Below are 19,337 nucleotides of genomic sequence, written 5' to 3'. Positions count from 1 at the left end.
GTCTCCCAAGTTCGAGCAAGCGGTGCGAGAGGCGTTCAGAGAATGACCGAACCCGGCCACCTCGAAGGGTGTCCGGGCCCGGCTCAGCAGCGGCTAAGGCTTCAGGATCAACGGCCATCTTCTTTCGGCCGCTTCGTCAACGCTCGCTCCGGCAGGATCCTCACTACGTTCCGGTCCTACCGCCGCTCGCTCGATCCTCAGCGGCCAGCCGAACCCTCGACATAGTCCGAATCCGTGTCCGAGTCCTTCAGCCACGACATGAGGCCACGCAGTTCCTTGCCCGTCTTCTCGATCGGGTGCGAGGCGCCCTTCTCGCGCAGCTTCTTGAACTCCGGCGCGCCAGCGTCCTGGTCGTCGATGAAGCGCTTGGCGAAGTTGCCGTTCTGGATGTCGGTGAGAACGGCCTTCATGTTCTCCTTGACGCGCTCGTCGATGACCCGCGGGCCCGAGACGTAGTCGCCGAACTCGGCCGTGTCGGAGATCGACCAACGCTGCTTCGCGAGGCCACCTTCGACCATGAGGTCGACGATGAGCTTCAGTTCGTGCAGGCACTCGAAGTACGCGACCTCCGGCTGGTAGCCGGCCTCCGTCAGCGTCTCGAAGCCGTACATGACGAGCTGGCTCGCGCCACCGCACAGGACGGCCTGCTCACCGAACAGGTCCGTCTCGGTCTCCTCGGTGAACGTCGTCTTGATGCCGCCGGCACGCAGGCCGCCGATGGCCTTCGCGTACGCCTTCGCGAGATCCCAGGCCGAACCCGAGGCGTCCTGCTCGACGGCGACGATGACGGGCACGCCGCGACCGTCGACGTACTCACGACGCACGAGATGGCCGGGGCCCTTCGGCGCGACCATGACGACGTCGGCGTCCGACTCGGGCGTGATGTAGCCGAAGCGGATGTTGAAGCCGTGGCCGAACAGCAGCGTCGTGCCGGGCTTGAGGTTGGGCTTGATGTCGTTCGCGTAGACCGTGCGCTGCACCTGGTCGGGCGTGAGGATGACGACCACGTCGGCTTCCTTCACCGCGTCGGCGACCGAGAGAACCGTGAGGCCCTCGTTCTCGGCCTTCTGCTTCGACTTGCTGCCCTCGGCGAGGCCGATGCGCACGTCGACGCCCGAGTCGCGCAGGTTGAGCGCGTGGGCGTGGCCCTGCGAGCCATAGCCGATGACGGCAACCTTCTTGCCCTGGATGATCGACAGGTCGGCGTCGTCGTCGTAGAACATGTCAGCCACGGGAGAAACTCCTCTTCATCACGTCCGCCGCATCGAAGCGGCGGCCTGTTCGGTTCGATTCTGCCCGAGCACTCACTCGGGCGGAAAGTTCAGTTCTTCTTCTTGTCGCGCGCCGAGATGGCCTTGGAGCCGCGACCCAGACCGACGACGCCGGACTGCACGAGCTCGCGGATCCCGAACGGCTCGAGCGTCGTGAGCAGCGCCTCGAGCTTCGTGAGCGTGCCCGTCGCCTCGATGACGACCGACTCGTTGGTCACGTCGATGATGTTGGCGCGGAACATCGTCACGAGATCGATGATCTGCGAGCGCGTCGCGGCGTCAGCCTTCACCTTGAACAGCACGAGCTGACGTTCGATGGCGCTCGCGTGGTCGAGTTCGACGACCTTGAGCACCTCGACGAGCTTGTTGAGCTGCTTGACGACCTGCTCGAGCGCGACGTCGTCGGCGTCGACCGTGACCGTCATGCGCGAGACGTGCGGATCCTCCGTCTCCCCCACGGCGAGGGAGTGGATGTTGAACCCGCGTCGCGAGATCAGCCCGGAGATGCGCGCGAGCACACCCGACTTGTTCTCGACGAGCACGGACAGGATGTGGCGGTTCGTCGTCATCGCTGCTGCTCCTTCGTCTGCGCGGCGTCGGCTGTGGCAGCGCCATCCTCGCGGGCCGCTTCGACCGCCTCGTCCTCGTCCGGGATGTTGACGTCGTCGGCGTCGTCCTCGTCGCGATCCCAGACGGGCGTGATGTCGCGCGCCATCGTGATGAGGTCGTTGCTCACGCCGGCGGGCACCATCGGCCACACCATCGCGTCGCGCTCCACGACGAAGTCGATGACGACGGGACGGTCGTTGATCTCGAGCGCCTGCTTGATCGTCGCGTCGACGTCCTCGGGCCGCTCGCAGCGCAGGCCCACGCAGCCGTAGGCGTCGGCGAGCTTGACGAAGTCGGGGATGCGGCTGCCGCCGTGCGAGGTGTGCAGGTCGGTGTTCGAGTAGCGCTCGTTGTAGAACAGCGTCTGCCACTGGCGCACCATGCCGAGGCTCGAGTTGTTGATGACGGCGACCTTGATCGGGATGTCGTTGATGACGCAGGTCGCGAGTTCCTGGTTCGTCATCTGGAAGCAGCCGTCGCCGTCGATCGCCCAGACGGTGCGCTCCGGCTCGGCGGCCTTCGCACCCATCGCGGCGGGCACCGAGTAGCCCATCGTGCCGAGGCCGCCGGAGTTGATCCACGCGTTCGGACGGTCGTACGTCACGAACTGGGCCGCCCACATCTGGTGCTGGCCGACGCCGGCGACGTACGTGCCCTCGGCCCCGGTGAGCGCCGAGATGCGTTCGATGACGTACTGCGGCGCGAGCTTGTCGTCCTCCGGCGTCGCGTAGCCGAGCGGGAACTGCTCCTTCCACGACGCCGTCGTCTCACGCCACGTCGCGTAGCGCGAGGTGTCGACGTCGTCGAGCGCACGCGCCAGCTCGAGCAGCACCTCGCGCGCGTCGCCCACGATCGGGACGTCGGCGTATCGGTTCTTGCTGATCTCGGCCGGGTCGATGTCGGCGTGGATGACCTTGGCCTCGGGCGCGAAGCTGTCGAGCGCACCGGTGACGCGGTCGTCGAAGCGGGCGCCGATCGTGATGAGCAGGTCGGCGCGCTGCAGCGCCGTCACGGCGGGGACGCTGCCGTGCATGCCCGGCATGCCGAGATGCAGCTCGTGGCTGTCGGGGAAGGCGCCGCGCGCCATGAGCGTCGTCACGACGGGGATCTGCGTCTGCTCGGCGAGCGCCTTCAGCTCCTTGCTCGCCTCGGCGCGGATGACGCCGCCGCCGATGTAGAGCACCGGGCGCTCCGCTGCGCGGATCATCTCGGCGGCCGCCTTGATCTGCTTGGCGTGCGGCGTCGTGACGGGGCGGTAACCGGGCAGTTCGAAGCGCGGCGGCCACGAGAATGTCGTCTTCGACACGAGCGCGTCCTTCGTGATGTCGACGAGGACCGGGCCCGGGCGGCCGCTGCGCGCCACGTGGAACGCCTCGGCGATGGCGCGCGGGATGTCGGCCGGGTCCGTCACGAGGTAGTTGTGCTTCGTGATCGGCATCGTGATGCCGCGGATGTCCGCTTCCTGGAACGCGTCCGTACCGATGGTCTTGGAGCTGACCTGGCCGGTGATGGCGACGATCGGCACGGAGTCCATGTACGCGTCGGCCAGGGGCGTGACGAGGTTCGTCGCGCCGGGGCCGGAGGTCGCCATGCAGACGCCGACCTTGCCGGTGGCGGCGGCATAACCCTGCGCCGCGTGACCGGCGCCCTGCTCGTGGCGGACGAGGATGTGGCGGACGGAGACCGAGTCGAGCAGCGGGTCGTAGGCCGGCAGGATCGCACCGCCGGGCAGGCCGAAGACGGTCTCGACGCCCTGCGCCTCGAGCGCGAGGACGAGGCTCTGCGCGCCGGTGACGCTCACCTGCTCGCCTGCGCGCTTCGCCGCGACGTCACCCGGGGTGGGTGTGCGATCGGTCGTCGCCGTATCGCTCATCAGTACTCACCACTTTCACCTGGAGGTCGTGCACGAGGGTCTGGCATCAAAAAATCCCCCAGCCTGTGCGGCGATGAGGGATCAGCGTGCGTCGTGTCGGTCGAACCGATCAGAACGCACGCTGCGTGAGTACGAGAACCTGTGCCATGTCACATAGTTTTGTCGCGGGGTTACTCATGGGTCAACATCGTGAGACGCGCATCTCACGATGCGGTCAGCGAAGGGCGGCGTTCGGTGTCCGCGTCAGCCCGCCGTCCCGGGGCGAGCGGTGGTGAGGCTCGCGCCGCCGGGCAGGAACGAGGTCCACGCTCCGGTGGTCTCGAGCACGGCAGCCGAGGCCGGCACGAATCCGCGCGTGACGACATCGATGTCCGCGCCCTCGCCGGCACACAGGTCATGGGCAAGCTGCGGCAAACCCGGCGCGTGGCCGACGACGATCGCGCTCGTCGCCTCGGGCGCCGTCGCGTCGAGTTCGTGGACGACGGCCAGCAGCGCCTGCGTGTCGGCTTCGCAGACGGCGGGCTCCATCGTGATGATGACGCCATGGCCCGTCTCGTCCTGGATGGCGGCCCACGTCTCGCGGGTGCGCAGCGCCGGCGAGCACACGACGACATCGCCGAGCAGCCCCTCGTTCTTGAGCCACCGGCCGACGGCGCGGGCCTCGCTCACGCCACCGTCACTGAGGTGGCGCGCTTCGTCACCGTCAGGGCCGGCCGGTTCGGCGGTGGCGTGACGAAGGAGTACGAGACGTCGGGTGGTTTCACTCACCTGCTCATCTTCGTCGCCGCGTACGCCTCACGCCAAACGCGGCCACGCGGCCCGCATGAGGCCTCGACGCTCTGGCCGCCATCGTCGCTCGGCGTGGCCATCGACGATCGCATCGGCGTCGGCCGTTCGGCCTTCGGTCGGAGGTCCGTGCCGGACCGATCTCAGGCGGGGCTCGCCCAGACGACGAAGTTGTTGGTGTGGTGCTGCGCGTTGGCCCAGCCGCTCGAGGAGTCGCAAGTGACGAGTGCGAGGACCGGGGCGGCGCTCGCGCCCCACACGCGCGAGTCGTTCTGCAGCGCGTTCTTGTCGACGCTGGCCTTCGAGGTGATGACGAAGTCCTTGTGCGTGCCGTCGGCGTAGGAGATCGTGACCCGGCCACCGACCGGGGCGCTCGACAGCTTGTAGAACACGTCGGGCCCGTTGTAGGTGACGTGGCCCGCGAGCACACTGATGCCCGGCTTGCCCGGGGTCACACGCCCGTATCCGGTGAACTGCTGGATGACGCCGCTCGGCGGGTTCAGCACGCCCCCGTTGAGCCCGCCGGGCACGATGCTGTGATCGAGCCCGATGCTCGGGATCGAGATGTTGACCGCGGCGGACCTCGGAACCGCGACGCTCGCGCCACCGCTTCCTCCGCCGGGTTTGGAGACGCCGCTCGATGCGCTCGCACGCGGCGTGGCCGAGCCGCTGGGACGACCGGCTGACGATGGGCCGCTGGTCTGAGGGGCCGGGGCAGCCGACGACGACGCGGCCGACGTGCTCGACGCTGCCGTGCCCGACGGCGAGGGCGCGGAGCTGGACGACGTGACCGAGACGGACGACGGCGATGTCGACGATGCTGAGACGGAGACGGACTTGTCCGAGCTTCCCCCACCGCTACCACACGCACTCAGACAGAGCGCGACCGAGACCGCGCCGACACACTTCCCCAAGGTGTTCTTCATGGCGTCAGTCTAGGTCGCCCTGGACGCGGTGACGCCGGGATCCGTCGAGGACCCCGGCGTCACCGTGCATCGCGAGACGCTCGTCAGCGGCGCGCGCGACGCGCCACGACGAGCCCGCCACCCGCGAGGGCGAGGGCGCCCAGGCCGGCCGCGGCAGCGGTGGTGTCGTTCTGGTTCGTGACGACGCGGTCCGTCTCGACCTTCGGGCCCTGACCCGTGGTGGTCGGGGCCGACGTGGTGGGAGCCGGCTTCGTCGGCGCGGGCTTGGTCGGAGCCGGCTTGGTCGGCGCGGGCTTGGTCGGGGCCGGCTTCGTCGGGGCCGGCTTCGTCGGGGCCGGCTTCGTCGGCACCGGCTGCGCGGTGGGCTTGCCTGCGGCGGACCAGTCCGTGAACGGAAGGACAGTGGGCAGGCCGGCACAGCTCGACGGAACGCGACCCGAGACGCTGAAGGAGGAACCGGTCGAGGCAGCGTGTGCCGTCACCGTGATCGGCTTGCCTGCGTAACCCCCGACGGCGTAGACGGTACGGCTCGCCGTGTAGGGCGAGACGTTCTTCGTCACGAGCGGCTTGAAGCCCGAAGCCGTGAACGTGACCTGCGACTCCGTCTTGTTCAGCGTGCGGTAGCCGAATGCGAAGTTCGGCTTGCCCTTGTCGCACCAGTAGGTCATCGACGTGTACTGCAGGTTACCGCTGATGTGCGTCTCAGCCGCCTGCGATGCGCCTGCACCTGTGAAGGCGAGCGCGCCGACGCCGACCGCTGCGAGACCAGCAAACTTCTTCATGATGGCACCTTTCGAGATTTCCTTTGGACTCGGCGGTGCGTCATGCTCTGCGCGGCCCCCGCAGGGATCGCGGTGAACGCTGACCCCTCCCCGCCTGTGATTCAGCTAAGCACAGGCTGGGAGGATTGTCAGTGGTACTGCGCAGTAATGCAGGTGAATCATCCGGAAACGGGTTTCGTCCACACGACGAAGTTGTTGAGGTGGTGCTGGCCGACGAGCTTGGATTCGGCGTCGCACGTGATGAGCACGAGGCTGGGTGTGCTCGAGGAGCCCCACACGCTCTGGTCGGTGCGTAGGGCCTGCTTGTCGACCGACTTCTCCCGCACCACGACGAACTTCTTCGACGAACCATCGGCGAACCCGACGCTGAGCTGATCGCCGACCTTGACCTTCTCGAGGTTGGCGAACACGTCGGGGCCGTCATAGGTGACGTGCCCGGCGATGACCGAGATGCCGTTCTGGCCCGGGCTGACGGTGGCGTTGTACCACTGCGTCACGCCGGGGGGCGGCGAGATCTCGCCGTCGTCCGTGAGACCCATGCCCGTGAGCTTGCGGTCGAAATCAATCGACGGGATCGTCAGCTTCACCGGCACGCTGCCGCCGCCCTTCGACGCCTTCGCGGTCGGCGCCACGGACGTCGTGGGCACTGAAGCGGTGTGGTCCGACGACGAGCCGCCCGAGCCACCCGATGAGCACGCCGTGGCGCCGAACAGCGCGGCGCCGGCTACCGTCAGAAATCCTCGACGATCCATGGGCGTCCCTTCGTCCGTCACATGCCCGCTCGCGCTCAGGCCTGTCCGAGCTGGGTCAGGATGATCGTACGGGCCTTGGCCGCGTCGGCCTGGCCCTTCATCTCCTTCATCACCTGGCCGATGAGCGCGCCGGCGGCCTGCACCTTGCCGTCACGCACCTTCTGCGCAACGTCTGGGTTGGCGTCGATGACCTTGGCGACCGCGGCCTCGAGCGCGCCGTCGTCCTGCACGAGTTCGAGGCCGCGGGCATCGGCCACCTGGGTCGGCTGACCCTCGCCGGCGAGCACGCCTTCGAGCGTCTGACGGGCCATCGAGTCGTTGAGGCGCCCCGACGTCACGAGTCCGTCGAGCTCGGCGATCGTCGCCGGCGTCACGTTGCGCTCAGTGGCGAACTCGACGAACGGCAGGCCGGCCTTGTTGGCCAGGCGGGCGATCTCGCCCGTCCACCACTTGCGGGCACCGGCCGGCGTCGCGCCGGCAGCGATCGTCTCCTCGATCGTCTCGACGGCGCCGGCGTTGTAGACGTCGCGCATCTCGAGGTCGGAGAAACCCCACTCGCCCTGCAGACGCTTGCGGCGCTCCGCGGGCGGTTCGGGCAGCGTCGCGCGCAGCTCCTCGACCCATTCGCGGCTCGGCGCGACGGGGACGAGGTCGGGCTCGGGGAAGTAGCGGTAGTCGTCGGCGTCCGACTTCGGGCGCCCGGAGGTCGTGACGCCCGTGTCCTCGTGCCAGTGGCGCGTCTCCTGCAGGATGGAGCCACCGTCGTCGAGGATGGCGGCCTGGCGCGTGATCTCGTAGCGCACCGCGCGCTCGACGGAACGCAACGAGTTGACGTTCTTCGTCTCCGTGCGGGTGCCGAACTCGTCGGCGCCCTTGCGCATGAGCGAGACGTTGGCGTCGCACCGCATCGATCCCTGCTCCATGCGGGCGTCCGAGACGTCGAGGGCGCGCATCAGCTCACGGATCGCGGCGACGTACGCCTTTGCGATCTCGGGCGCGCGCTCCCCCGCTCCGACGAGCGGCTTCGTCACGATCTCGATGAGCGGGATGCCCGCGCGGTTGTAGTCGAGCAGCGAGTGGTCGGCGCCCTGGATGCGACCGGTCGCACCACCGACGTGCAGCGACTTGCCCGTGTCCTCCTCCATGTGCGCGCGCTCGATCTCGACGCGCCACGGGGTGCCGTCCTCGAGCTCCACGTCGAGGTAGCCGTCGAACGCGATCGGCTCGTCGTACTGCGACGTCTGGAAGTTCTTCGGCATGTCCGGGTAGAAGTAGTTCTTCCGGGCGAAGCGGCACCACTCGGCGATCTCGCAGTTGAGCGCGAGACCGATGCGGATGGCCGACTCGACGCCCTTGGCGTTCACGACAGGCAGCGCGCCCGGCAGACCGAGGCAGACGGGGCACGTCTGCGTGTTGGGCTCGGCGCCGAACTCGGTGGCGCAGCCGCAGAACATCTTCGTGTTCGTGTTCAGCTCGACGTGCACCTCGAACCCCATGACGGGGTCGTACGTCGCGAGGGCCTCGTCGTAGTCGAGGACGGCGTCCATCAGTTGTTCTCCTTCAGTGCCGGAGCCTTCGCGAGCAGCGGCCCGCCCCAGGTCTTCTCGAGTGCCTTCTCCAGCGCGGCCCCGACCTCGTACATGCGCTCGTCCTTCGTCGCGGGTGCGAGGATCTGGAAGCCGACGGGAAGCCCGTCGTCCGACAGACCGGCGGGCAGCGACATGCCGGGCAGACCGGCGAGGTTGGCGGGGATCGTCGCGACGTCGTTGAGGTACATCGCCATCGGGTCCTCGAGCTTCTCGCCGAGCTTGAACGCCGTCGTCGGGCACGTCGGACTGACGAGGACGTCGGCCGTCTCGAACGCCTTGGCGAAGTCGCGTGCGATGAGCGTGCGCACCTTCTGCGCCTGGCCGTAGTAGGCGTCGTAGTAACCGCTCGAGAGGGCATAGGTACCGAGGATGATGCGTCGCTTCACCTCGCTGCCGAAGCCCGCGTCACGGCTGGCGGCCATGACCTGCTCGGCCGACGGAGCCTCGACGCCCTCGGGCGAGACGCGCAGGCCGTAGCGCATGGCGTCGAACTTCGCGAGGTTGGAGCTGACCTCCGACGGCATGACGAGGTAGTAGGCGGCGAGCGCCTGTTCGAAGCTCGGGCACGAGACGGTCACGACCTCAGCGCCGGCGTCGACGAGGGCCGCAACTGCCTCGTCGAAGCGCGCTTTGACGCCGCTCTGATAACCCTCACCGTCGAGCTGCTCGATGATGCCGATCTTCATGCCGGAGACGTCGCCGCGCTTCGCCGCCTCGACGACGGGCGGGACGGGGGCGTCGATCGACGTCGAGTCCATCCCGTCGTGCCCGCCCATGACGTCGTGCAGCAGCGCGGCGTCGAGGACGGAACGGGTGCACGGGCCGGCCTGGTCGAGCGAGCTCGCCATGGCGATGAGGCCGTAACGGCTGATGCCGCCGTACGTCGGCTTCGTGCCGACGGTGCCGGTGACGGACGCGGGCTGACGGATCGAGCCGCCCGTGTCGGTGCCGACCGCAAGGGGCGCCTCGAAAGCCGCGACGGCGGCGGCCGAACCGCCACCGGAGCCGCCCGGGATGCGCTCGAGATCCCACGGGTTGTGCGTCGGACCGTAGGCGCTGTGCTCGGTCGAGGAACCCATCGCGAACTCGTCCATGTTCGTCTTGCCGAGGATCGGCATGCCGGCAGCGCGCAGCTTCGTGACGATCGTTGCGTCGTACGGCGGGATCCAGCCCTCGAGCATCTTCGAACCGGCCGTCGTCGGCTGGCCCTTCGTCGTCACGACGTCCTTGACGGCGACGGGGACACCGGCGAGGGGGTGCAGCGTCTTGCCGGCGGCGCGGTCGGCGTCGACCTGCGCGGCCGTGGCGAGCGCCTCCTCGGCGTTGACGCGGAGGAAGGCGTGGACGTCACCGTCGACCGCCGCGATGCGGTCGAGGTGGGCCTGCGTCAGCTCGACGGAGGTGAGGCTGCCGTCGGCGAGCTTGCTCGCCATCTCGGCGGCGCTGAGGCGGATGATGTCGGTCACGGTCGAACCCTTGCTCGTCTCGTCGGTCGTGTCAGCACTCATGGATCAGTCCTCGCTGAGGATGCGCGGCACCGCGAAGCGCTGCTGCTCGCTCGCCGGGGCCATCGCGAGCGCCTCCTCGGCGCTCAACGACGCTCGCACCTCGTCAGCACGCGTCACGTTCGTCAGGGGCAGCGGGTGCGACATCGGCGGGATGTCATCGGCCGCGACCTCGCTGACGCTGGCCACGAAGCCGACGATCGAGTCGAGCTGGCCGGCGAACGTCTCCAGTTCGTCGTCCGAGAGCTGGATGCGGGCCAGGCCGGCGACGTGCGCCACCTCATCGCGGGAGAGAGAAGACATGGGCGTCATCCTATGTGGTGTGTGGATCGGCGTGCTCGGGTGGGCACTCAGCCCACGAGCGCCTTCTTGACCAGGGCCGGGTCGGGGTTGGTGTGGGGACGGCCGTCGATGACGACGGTGGGCACGACCTCGTTGCCGTCATTGACCATCGCGACGAACTCGCGAGCCTCCTCGTCCTCCCAGATGTTGCGCCACGTCGCGCGCGTGCCGTCGGCGCCCAGCGCGCGCTCGAGGCGGGTGCAGAACGGGCAACCCGGCCGCCAGTAGATCGTCACGTCACTCATCGTCAGGTTCCTTCGTCGTGGTGTCGGCCGGTGCGGTTCCACCGTCCGTGGTTTCATCGTCCGTGGCGGCGGGCTCCGGATCGACCGGAGCGTGAGCTTCTTCGAGCGCGTCGTCGACGGCAAGCTCGGACACTTCGTCACCCGCTGCGCCTTCGTCGTCGCCCACTCCGTCACCGAGAGCGGCCGCGCCGCCCTCGAGCAGGCGCGTGAACTGGGCCTCGTCGAGGATGCGCAGACCCAGCTCCTCGGCCTTCGTCGCCTTCGACCCCGCGTTCTCGCCGAGCACGACGTAGTCGGTCTTCTTGCTCACGCTGCCGGATGCCTTGCCGCCGCGCGCGATGATCGCCTCCTTGACGCCGTCACGCGTGAAGTTCTCGAGCGAACCGGTCGCGACGATCGTCAGACCGGCGAGGGTCTGCTCTATCGACTCGTCGCGTTCGTCCTCCATGCGCACGCCGCTCGCGGCCCACCCGGCGACGATGTTCTCGTGCCAGTCGACGGCGAACCACTCCTTGATCGAGTGGGCGATGACGGCGCCGACGCCGTCGGTCGCGGCGAGCGTCGCCTCGTCGGCGTCACGGATTGCGTCGATCGAACCGAACTGGGTCGCGAGCGCGCGCGCCGCCGTCGGGCCGACGTGTCGGATCGACAGGGCGACGATGACGCGCCACAACGGTTGCGTCTTGGCGACTTCGAGGTTGGCGAGCAGTTTCTCCCCCGTCGCCGAGACGATGCGTCCGTCGCGCACCTTGGCCTCCGGGTCGCTCTTCTTCGCGACGCGCGTGTAGAGGGGCACCCGGGCGAGGTCGTCGTAGGTGAGGTCGAACAGGGTGGATTCGTCCGTCAGCACCCCCGATTCGAGCAGCGAGATGGCGCCCTCCCAGCCGAGGGCCTCGATGTCGAAGGCGCCACGGCTTGCGAGCGAGAACAGGCGTTCACGCAACTGGGAGGGACAGGTGCGGCCGTTCGGGCAGCGGATGTCCTTGTTGCCCTCACGTTCGTAGGCGAGCTCAGTGCCGCAGGCCGGGCAGTGCGTCGGCATGACGAACTCCCGCTCGTCGCCCGTGCGCGCCTCGACGACGGGCCCGACGATCTCTGGGATGACGTCGCCCGCCTTGCGCAGCACCACGGTGTCGCCGATCAGCACGCCCTTGCGCTTGACCTCGAACGCGTTGTGCAGCGTCGCCATCGACACCGTCGAGCCGGCGACCTTGACGGGCTGCATCATGCCGAACGGGGTGACGCGGCCGGTGCGTCCGACGTTGACCTCGATGTCGAGCAGCTTCGTGTTGACCTCTTCGGGCGGGTACTTGTAGGCGATGGCCCAGCGGGGCGCGCGTGACGTCGCGCCGAGGGCGCGCTGCACCGCGATCTCGTCGACCTTGACGACGACACCGTCGATCTCGTGCGTGACGGAGTGCCGGTGCTCCCCGTAGTGGGCGACGAACTTCTGCACCTCGTCCATCGTGTCGAGGACCTCGGCGTAGGGCGACGTCGGCAGCCCCCAGTCGGCGAGCAGTTCATAGGCCTCGCTCTGGCGGGTGATGTCGAACCCGGTGCGCGCACCGATGCCGTGGACCAGCATCCGCAGCGGCCGCTTGGCCGTCTTCGCCGGGTCCTTCTGTCGCAGCGAGCCCGCCGCCGCGTTGCGCGGGTTGGCGAACGGCGACTTGCCTTCTTCGACGAGTGAGGCGTTGAGCGCCTCGAACTCCTTGACCGGGAAGAACACCTCACCGCGGATCTCGACGAGCTGAGGTAGGTCGTCGCCGTGCAGTTCGAGCGGGATGCCCTGGATCGTGCGGACGTTGAGCGTGACGTCCTCGCCCGTGCGCCCGTCGCCGCGCGTCACGCCGCGCACGAGCTTGCCGTTCTCGTAGAGCAGGTTGATGGCGAGCCCGTCGATCTTCAGCTCGCACAGGTAGTGGAAGCTCGTGTTGGCCTCGCGCACGACGCGGTCGCCCCATTCCGCGAGTTCCTCCGGGCTGAACGCGTTGTCGAGGCTCAGCATGCGCTCGACGTGGTCGACGGCCGTGAACTCCGTCGAGTACGTGCCCCCCACTCGCTGCGTCGGCGACTCCGGCGAACGCAGCTCGGGGTAGCTCTCCTCGACGCCCTGCAGTTCGCGCAACAACTCGTCGTACTCGCCATCGCTGATCGTGGGCGCATCCTTCACGTAGTACGCGAACTGGTGGCCGTCGATCTGCTCGGTCAGTTCCGCCGCGCGGTGGCGCACCGCGTCGGGTACGTCGGTGCGCAGCGTGTCCGCCTTCGCCTGGCGGCCCTTCCTGGGCGTCGTCTCGCTCACGTGCTCCATCCTGCACCACCGGCACGACAACCCCGGAATTCCGCGGCTGAGGCCACGCGAGGCCGGTGTGCTGCTTGCGTCAGGTTCGACGCTCTCGTCGGCAGGACGAGCTATGGCACCAGATGCGTCGACGACGTCAGCCGACGCTTTCTCGCAGCATCGTGGCCGCTTCGATCGCGAGGCGCTGAATGCGAAGGGCGTCCTTGGGCGGCAGCGTCGCCAGACCACACGCGGGGGTGACGACGAGACGGTCGAACTCCTCAGCCCCGAATCCGATGCGGTTCCACATCGCGAGGAACCGTTCGACGTGGACGCGCGGGTGACGCTCGGTCGACGTGGTTGGCACGAGCCCGGCCCACAGCGTCATCCCGCCGTCGATCGCCTCACCCAGGGCGTCGAACTGGGGCTCGGCGACGAGCGACGTGTCGAGCGCGACACCGTCGAGGCCCGCGCGACGCAGGAGCGCGATCGGCGCGTCGGGCGCGCAGCAGTGCGCCGTCACGCTCGCCCCGCTCGCCCTGACCGCGTCGACGACGTCGCGCAGAACCTCACCGGCCCGCCCCTCGTCGACGGGATGCAGCCGGCGCATGCCGGACAGCGAGCGAATCGAGCCGGCGAGCACGGCGGGCAGGCTCGGTTCGTCGAGCTGGACGACGACGTCGGCGCCGGGCACGAGACGTCGCAGGTGCTCGACGTGGCCGACGGCGCCCGCGGCCAGCGACTGTGCCAGATCTCGCGACGCCCCGGCGTCGCTGACGACGCGTTCCCCGCGGGGCAACCACAGCGACGCGGCCAGCGTCCACGGACCGCACACCTGCGTCTTGAGCGGTCCGACATAGCCGTCGTAGGCCTCGGCGACCTCGTCGAGATCCTGTTGCAAAAACCCTTGAGCGCGGCGCAGGTCGCGCCCGCGAGCCGAGCCCGGGGGCGTGAGGCGCCAGCCACTGGGCTGCAGGTCGACCGGCATCTCGACGAGCAGGTCGGCAGCTCGGCCGATCATGTCGGCGCCCGGCCCACGCGCCGGTTGCTCGGGAACGTACGGGATGCCGAAGCCGTCGGGAACATCCCCGACGAGCAGGTCGCGCACCTGCCGCACGGCGTCGCGCGACCCGACGTCGGGCAGCGAACCGACGCCGCTCGTGCGAGGCCCGAGAAGATCTGCCACGGCCTACTCACTCGCCCCCGACGCTCGGGGAACCGTCAGAGCTTGTCGTCGAATCTCCCACCGTAACAACAGAACTCGACTGACGCGGCGCACGTGACGTAGCGGTGATCGTCGCCGACCCGACGACGCGCGTGCCCTCGTACAGCACGACCGACTGCCCCGGCGCCACGCCGCGTGTGCGCGCGTCGAGCCGCACGACGACGCGGTCATCGTCAGCGGTCACGGTCGCAGGAAACTCCTCGCCGTGCGCCCGAAGCTGCGCGCCGAGCCGCACCTCACCGACGGGCGGCGGGCCGGGCCAGCGGGCGTGCAAGCCTTCGATGACGTCGACGCCGAGCAGATCGGCCGTTCCGACGACGACGGTGTTCGTCTTCGGCTGGACGTCGACGACGTACCGCTTCGCGTGGTCGTCGCGCGGCACCTTGAGTCCGAGCCCGCGACGCTGACCGACGGTGTACGCGTACGCGCCCTCGTGCCGGCCGACGACCTCACCGTCGGTGTCGACGATGTCGCCGGGCTTCTCACCGAGCCGCTTCGTCAGCCACGCCTTGGTGTCGCCGTCGGCGATGAAGCAGATGTCGTGGCTGTCGGGCTTGTTCGCCACGTAGAAGCCCTTGGCCGCGGCCTCCTCACGAATCTGCGGCTTCGTCGTGTCGCCGAGCGGGAAGAACGAGTGCGCGAGCTGCTCGGCGTCGAGCACCCCGAGGACGTACGACTGGTCCTTCGCCATGTCGACGGCCCGATGCAGCTCCTTGCCGTTCGGGCCCTCGACGATCTGCGCATAGTGACCGGTCGCGACGGCGTCGAAACCGAGCGCGAGCGCCTTGTCGAGCAGCGCCGCGAACTTGATCTTCTCGTTGCAGCGCAGACACGGGTTGGGGGTACGTCCGGCTTCGTACTCGGCGACGAAATCCTCGACGACATCGGCCTTGAACCGCTCGGCCATGTCCCACACGTAGAACGGGATGCCGAGGCGATCAGCGACGCGGCGCGCGTCACCGGCGTCCTCGATCGTGCAGCAGCCGCGAGCGCTCTCGCGCAGCGTGGCAGCGGACTGGGACAACGCGAGGTGGACCCCGACGACGTCGTGGCCCGCCTCGAGCATGCGCGAGGCGGCCACGGCGGAATCGACTCCACCGCTCATCGCGGCGACGACGCGCATCACGACACCTTCCTGGTAGCTTCCTGGGCTCTGCGGGCGCGTTCGGCGACGGCCGGCAGCGCCTCCAGAAAGGCGTCAACGTCGGCCTGCGTCGAGGTATGCCCGAGGGTGAGGCGCAATGCGCCGCGCGCTCGTTCCTCGGGGATGCCCATGGCGAGCAGGACGTGGCTGGGACGCGGCACGCCGGCCTGGCACGCCGAGCCCGTCGAGCACTCGACGCCCGCGGCGTCGAGCAGGTAGAGCATCGAGTCGCCGTCACAACCGGGAACACGCAGGTGGGCGTTGCCGGGGAGCCGTGACGTGCTGTCGCCGCGCGTCCAGGCGCCGCTGATCTCGATACCGAGGTCGAGCGCGAGGGCGCCGTCGATGAGGGCGTCACGCAGGCCGACGAGACGCACGGCCTCATCTTCGCGTGCGGCACAGGCGAGTTCGACGGCGATGGCCAAGCCCCGGATGCCGGCGACGTCGAGCGTTCCGCTACGCACCTGACGCTCCTGGCCGCCGCCGTGGGTCAGCGGGTCGAGCTTCGCGTCGCGGGCGAGCAGCAGCGCTCCGACGCCTTGTGGCCCGCCGAGCTTGTGGCCGGTGAGCGCGAGCATCGTCGTGTTCGATGCGGCGAAGTCGACGTCGACGTGGCCGATCGCCTGCACCGCGTCGGTGTGGAACGGGATCGCGAACTCCGCGCAGACGGCACCGATCTCGGCGATGGGCTGCACGGTGCCGACCTCGTTGTTCGCCCACATGACGCTGACGAGCGCGACGGTCTGCGGCCCACCGTCAGCCTCGATCGCGGCACGGACGGCTGCTGCCGTGATGACACCGTCGCTCGTGGGTTCGACCCAGGTGACGGCCGCACCCTCGTGCGCGACGAGCGCCTCGACGGCGTCGAGGACGGCGTGGTGCTCGATGCCACTGACGACGAGCCGGCGCCGCGCGTCATCGATGCGGCGCGTCGCGCGGTAGGTGCCCTTGATGGCCATGTTGTCGCTCTCGGTGCCGCCGGAGGTGAAGATGACCTCCGACGGACGCGCCCCCAGAGCCGCTGCGATCCGCTCGCGCGACTCCTCGACGACGCCGCGCGCATTGCGGCCACTCGTATGCAGGCTGGACGCATTGCCCACGATTGCCATCTGTTTCGCCATCGCGTCGATCACCTCGGGGTGGATCGGCGAGGTGGCAGCATGGTCGAGATACACGCGATTCGGCACCCGCCAAGCTTAGTCCCGCCCGCCGACAGCGCCATGTCGCGCCCGATGAGCCTGGTGAACGCCTGGCGCGCAGGCCCGGTGTGGTCCCTGGAAATTCGGATGCATGCGGCGGACCTCACGGGTCACACTGACGGCGATGACCACCTCACCTGAATCCTCAGTCGGCCTCCACGACGCCATCACGACCGCTGCCCTGCGCGACGTCCACCCCCGATTGCGCGACTGGTACGACGAACCGACGCTGGCCACGAACATGCGGGCCCACCTCGCCGAAGGTGCCGAGTGGGTCGGAGACGAGGAGTTCGGCGCCGCCTACCGCGACGGCGTCGCCGTCATCGACGTGCCCGATGCCGTCGACTGGGCCAATCGCCTCCTCACCCTGCCCTGCGGTGGCTGGGCCGTCACCGGGATCCGGTTTCGAGGTCGCGACCTCACCAAGCCGTTCGTGGAGATCGCGGCGCACGACGTCGGCGACGCGTCGTCGGGCGATCACTGGCACGCCATGGCCGACGAGATCGCGCGGGCCTACGCCCCGTTCGCGCCCGGGAGGCTCCAGGTCTTCACGTCGTCGCCGGACTCGGCGCGCGTTTCCCTTGAAGCCTTCGGGTTTCAGACAGAGGTGGACACCTACCTCGTGGCCGGTCTCATTCGCGAGTTGCGAGAGCGTCCTCGGAGCACGAGGTTCGACGACGTGACCCTCGCGCCCATCTCGGCATCGGCGGCGTCGCGGCTCGCGGAGCGGGTCCACGACGATCTGGCGGAACAGAACCCCGAGACGCGTCTGTGGTCCACGCCCCAGACCCTGGAGGAATTCGACGAACACGCCGCGGCGGGAACGCTCTTCGGCATCCACCTCGCCGGCCGACTCGTCGGGATCATCGCCGCCTTTCGCTGGAACGCCCATGGCATGACGGGATTCACCGTCGCCGAGAACGTCATCGACGCGCCGCACCGCGGCCAAAAGCTCGCCCCCGCTGCGATGCAGCACCTCTTCGAGATGCTGCCGGCCGCCGACGGCGACGTGCTGTGGGGCACCATCCACCCCGACAACACACCGTCACTGCACAACGCGTTGCGCGTCGGCCGCGAGATAGTCGGGGCTCACCTATGGCTCACGCCGGCGGGGTGGCCCGGCTGGTGACGCCGCCCCGACATCACCCTGCGCTCTCAGCATCGGGTGCCGGGATGTTGCGTACGGCATCTGAGAACGTCCCAACGGCTGCCGCGAGCAACAACAGGACGGCCACGCCCCCGGCGAGCGCCTCGAAGCCTGCCCAGTCGAGCACCAGACCGGACAATGCTTGCGCGCTGGAGCTGAACACGAGAGAAGCGAGGCCCGCGGCCGTCAGCACGCGTCCCCGCAGCTCGTCCGGAATGAGGCCGAGCAGGTAGGGCTGCGCCGCCACAGCGACGGTGGGCACGGGCATGAAGAGAAAGAGTGCGAGACCCACCATCCACCTGAAACTATGCGTGACGGCGAGAACGCTGGCGATCACCGCCATGGTGAGCATGGCTCCTGCTATGAGTTCACGAGCCGGCCAGCGTCCCATGACCCGGTGGGCGAGCATCCCGCCCAGCACGAGGCCGATTCCAGCGACGCCGTCCACCACACCCACACGCCAGGCGCCCTGACCCGTTGCCTGCAGGTGCAGGTTGAGCCCGATGGCGAGTGAGATGACCGCGCAGTTCCCGATGAGCCCGAGTAGCAGGAGCGTCTGGGCCGCGCGAACGCCGCAGCCACCCGAACCCTGCGAACAGCGCGGCACGCAGAGGCTCGGTGGGCCGCTCGCGGTCAAGTGTGCCGAGCCGGCGAGGCAAGCGCGTCGTGAATGCCCACTCCATTGCCGAGAGCACCATGTTGGACACGAACGGCACTACGGGCCCGATGCCGTAGAGCACACCACCGAGGGGCGGGCCGAGGGTGGCGATCACCGCGTCCCTCGTCTGCATGCGCGCGACGGCCTCTCCTAATTCATCCTCCTCGACGAGGTCAGGCAGAACGGTGTGGCGCACCGAGCCCAGTGCCCCACTGCACGCGCCTTGGATGACGGCCAGCGCTGCGAGCAGCCCGAGACTCAGCACGTCGGTGACGATGAAGGCAGCGAGCACGCCGTAGAGGAGCACCTCTACCCCGGCGTCGAGGAGGAGCAGGCTGCGACGGTCAAGGCGATCCGAGATCAGCCCGCCCGGTAGCACGGTGACGATCTGAGTGGCGGTGCGCAATGCACCCACCAGCGCCGCGGCCCTGACGTCGTGCGTCACGGAGTAGGCGAGGAGCGTCCACCCAAGCATCGCCAAAGACGTGCCCAGCTGCGACACGGTCTCGCCCGCGAACCACAGGGAAAAAGCAGAGCGACCTTTGGTAATCGTCATAGAACAGCTTCCCCGAGGACACTTTTGCAGACATCGATCGACAGTCTTCTCAGCGACAGGTCGAGGGCGCCAAGCCCATGCTCAGCCCCCCATACTCCGCGAGCCGTATGCGCAGGGGAGGACGTTCCCAAATCCAAGCGGCGGCCCAGCTGCGCGCGGTTGGCGGCGAGCCACGCCTGCGCGCTCGACGCATCGAGAGTTCTCAGCAAACCCGCCAAGCCGGCGTGCCACCCGAGACTGTGACTGTAAACGGGTCGAGAAAGACGATTTCGGAACATATCCAGACCGTGACTCACGCGGCGCCCGCCCACCTCAAGAGCTTTGGCGGCAAGAAGGAGGCCAGCAGCTCCCTCGACGAGATGAGGACTGCGCGCATCTGCCTGAGCGATAGATGGGAGTGAGTCTTGACTCACATTCAACATATTCAAACGACGCGAGACGTGG

Annotated in this window: 19 protein-coding genes; 2 read left to right on the top strand and 17 right to left on the bottom strand. The window is 68.7% G+C overall.

Features of this window, described 5'->3' with window-relative positions; all coding sequences use genetic code 11:
- Positions 1-197: 197 nt before the first annotated feature.
- From ilvC to HMPREF0321_RS16520, 5 genes are all read right to left on the bottom strand, one after another.
- On the bottom strand, positions 198-1,232 hold the full coding sequence (gene ilvC / locus HMPREF0321_RS09090; RefSeq protein ID WP_006945953.1) for a ketol-acid reductoisomerase: 1,035 nt from the start codon (positions 1,230-1,232) through the stop codon (positions 198-200).
- Between the two features lie 89 nt (positions 1,233-1,321).
- Positions 1,322-1,840 carry an acetolactate synthase small subunit gene (ilvN, locus tag HMPREF0321_RS09085; RefSeq protein ID WP_006946034.1) on the bottom strand — a complete coding sequence of 173 codons (519 nt, stop codon included), beginning with the start codon at positions 1,838-1,840 and terminating at the stop codon, positions 1,322-1,324.
- Positions 1,837-3,753, bottom strand: coding sequence for an acetolactate synthase large subunit (locus HMPREF0321_RS09080; RefSeq protein ID WP_006946012.1), 1,917 nt, complete (start codon positions 3,751-3,753; stop codon positions 1,837-1,839). Before HMPREF0321_RS09080 ends, ilvN begins: the two co-directional genes overlap by 4 nt.
- A 243-nt stretch (positions 3,754-3,996) precedes the next feature.
- Complete coding sequence (locus tag HMPREF0321_RS09075; RefSeq protein WP_006945936.1) at positions 3,997-4,521, bottom strand: histidine phosphatase family protein; 525 nt, start codon at positions 4,519-4,521, stop codon at positions 3,997-3,999.
- 161 nt (positions 4,522-4,682) lie between these two features.
- Positions 4,683-5,099, bottom strand: coding sequence for a class F sortase (locus HMPREF0321_RS16520; protein WP_255569627.1), 417 nt, complete (start codon positions 5,097-5,099; stop codon positions 4,683-4,685).
- A 178-nt stretch (positions 5,100-5,277) separates the two neighbouring features.
- Between HMPREF0321_RS16520 and HMPREF0321_RS16515 the strand changes: the two genes are divergently transcribed.
- Positions 5,278-5,478, top strand: coding sequence for a hypothetical protein (locus HMPREF0321_RS16515; protein ID WP_050786539.1), 201 nt, complete (start codon positions 5,278-5,280; stop codon positions 5,476-5,478).
- 70 nt (positions 5,479-5,548) lie between these two features.
- Here the strand turns inward: HMPREF0321_RS16515 and HMPREF0321_RS16510 are convergent, their stop codons facing one another.
- The 10 genes from HMPREF0321_RS16510 to HMPREF0321_RS09020 all read right to left on the bottom strand — a co-directional run bounded on the left by HMPREF0321_RS16510 (position 5,549) and on the right by HMPREF0321_RS09020 (position 16,454).
- Positions 5,549-6,247 (bottom strand): hypothetical protein, encoded by a 699-nt coding sequence (locus tag HMPREF0321_RS16510; protein ID WP_006945951.1) that lies wholly within the window; start codon positions 6,245-6,247, stop codon positions 5,549-5,551.
- Positions 6,248-6,405: 158 nt separating this feature from the next.
- Positions 6,406-6,999 carry a class F sortase gene (locus HMPREF0321_RS09060; protein WP_006945996.1) on the bottom strand — a complete coding sequence of 198 codons (594 nt, stop codon included), beginning with the start codon at positions 6,997-6,999 and terminating at the stop codon, positions 6,406-6,408.
- Between the two features lie 35 nt (positions 7,000-7,034).
- Positions 7,035-8,546, bottom strand: a complete 1,512-nt coding sequence (gatB, locus tag HMPREF0321_RS09055; RefSeq protein WP_006945911.1) for an Asp-tRNA(Asn)/Glu-tRNA(Gln) amidotransferase subunit GatB — start codon at positions 8,544-8,546, stop codon at positions 7,035-7,037.
- Positions 8,546-10,096 carry an Asp-tRNA(Asn)/Glu-tRNA(Gln) amidotransferase subunit GatA gene (gene gatA, locus HMPREF0321_RS09050; RefSeq protein WP_006945944.1) on the bottom strand — a complete coding sequence of 517 codons (1,551 nt, stop codon included), beginning with the start codon at positions 10,094-10,096 and terminating at the stop codon, positions 8,546-8,548. The genes gatB and gatA overlap by 1 nt, the downstream gene beginning before the upstream one ends.
- Positions 10,097-10,099: 3 nt before the next feature.
- Positions 10,100-10,396, bottom strand: a complete 297-nt coding sequence (gene gatC, locus HMPREF0321_RS09045) for an Asp-tRNA(Asn)/Glu-tRNA(Gln) amidotransferase subunit GatC (RefSeq protein ID WP_006946031.1) — start codon at positions 10,394-10,396, stop codon at positions 10,100-10,102.
- Between the two features lie 47 nt (positions 10,397-10,443).
- Positions 10,444-10,680 carry a glutaredoxin domain-containing protein gene (locus HMPREF0321_RS09040; RefSeq protein ID WP_006945997.1) on the bottom strand — a complete coding sequence of 79 codons (237 nt, stop codon included), beginning with the start codon at positions 10,678-10,680 and terminating at the stop codon, positions 10,444-10,446.
- On the bottom strand, positions 10,673-12,994 hold the full coding sequence (ligA, locus tag HMPREF0321_RS09035; protein WP_083803250.1) for an NAD-dependent DNA ligase LigA: 2,322 nt from the start codon (positions 12,992-12,994) through the stop codon (positions 10,673-10,675). The genes HMPREF0321_RS09040 and ligA overlap by 8 nt, the downstream gene beginning before the upstream one ends.
- Positions 12,995-13,121: 127 nt before the next feature.
- The gene (locus tag HMPREF0321_RS09030) at positions 13,122-14,150 is read right to left on the bottom strand and encodes a methionine synthase vitamin-B12 independent (protein WP_006946016.1); all 1,029 of its coding nucleotides are present in this window, start codon (positions 14,148-14,150) and stop codon (positions 13,122-13,124) included.
- Between the two features lie 7 nt (positions 14,151-14,157).
- Complete coding sequence (mnmA, locus tag HMPREF0321_RS09025) at positions 14,158-15,312, bottom strand: tRNA 2-thiouridine(34) synthase MnmA (RefSeq protein ID WP_006945938.1); 1,155 nt, start codon at positions 15,310-15,312, stop codon at positions 14,158-14,160.
- Positions 15,312-16,454 (bottom strand): cysteine desulfurase family protein, encoded by a 1,143-nt coding sequence (locus HMPREF0321_RS09020; RefSeq protein ID WP_235006282.1) that lies wholly within the window; start codon positions 16,452-16,454, stop codon positions 15,312-15,314. Before HMPREF0321_RS09020 ends, mnmA begins: the two co-directional genes overlap by 1 nt.
- A 202-nt stretch (positions 16,455-16,656) precedes the next feature.
- Here HMPREF0321_RS09020 and HMPREF0321_RS09015 point away from each other — a divergent pair, with 202 nt between their 5' ends.
- Positions 16,657-17,661 (top strand): GNAT family N-acetyltransferase, encoded by a 1,005-nt coding sequence (locus HMPREF0321_RS09015; RefSeq protein WP_040014775.1) that lies wholly within the window; start codon positions 16,657-16,659, stop codon positions 17,659-17,661.
- Positions 17,662-17,674: 13 nt separating this feature from the next.
- On the opposite strand, the gene HMPREF0321_RS15600 is transcribed toward HMPREF0321_RS09015, so the two are convergent.
- On the bottom strand, positions 17,675-18,031 hold the full coding sequence (locus HMPREF0321_RS15600; RefSeq protein WP_083803249.1) for a hypothetical protein: 357 nt from the start codon (positions 18,029-18,031) through the stop codon (positions 17,675-17,677).
- 16 nt (positions 18,032-18,047) lie between these two features.
- Positions 18,048-18,893 carry an MFS transporter gene (locus tag HMPREF0321_RS15595; protein WP_006945969.1) on the bottom strand — a complete coding sequence of 282 codons (846 nt, stop codon included), beginning with the start codon at positions 18,891-18,893 and terminating at the stop codon, positions 18,048-18,050.
- Positions 18,894-19,337 lie beyond the last annotated feature (444 nt).

The organism is Dermacoccus sp. Ellin185, assembly GCF_000152185.1.
In the GTDB taxonomy this organism is placed as follows: domain Bacteria; phylum Actinomycetota; class Actinomycetes; order Actinomycetales; family Dermatophilaceae; genus Dermacoccus; species Dermacoccus nishinomiyaensis.
The sequence above is the reverse complement of the archived record's forward strand: the minus strand, read 5'-3'. Positions and strand labels throughout refer to the sequence as shown.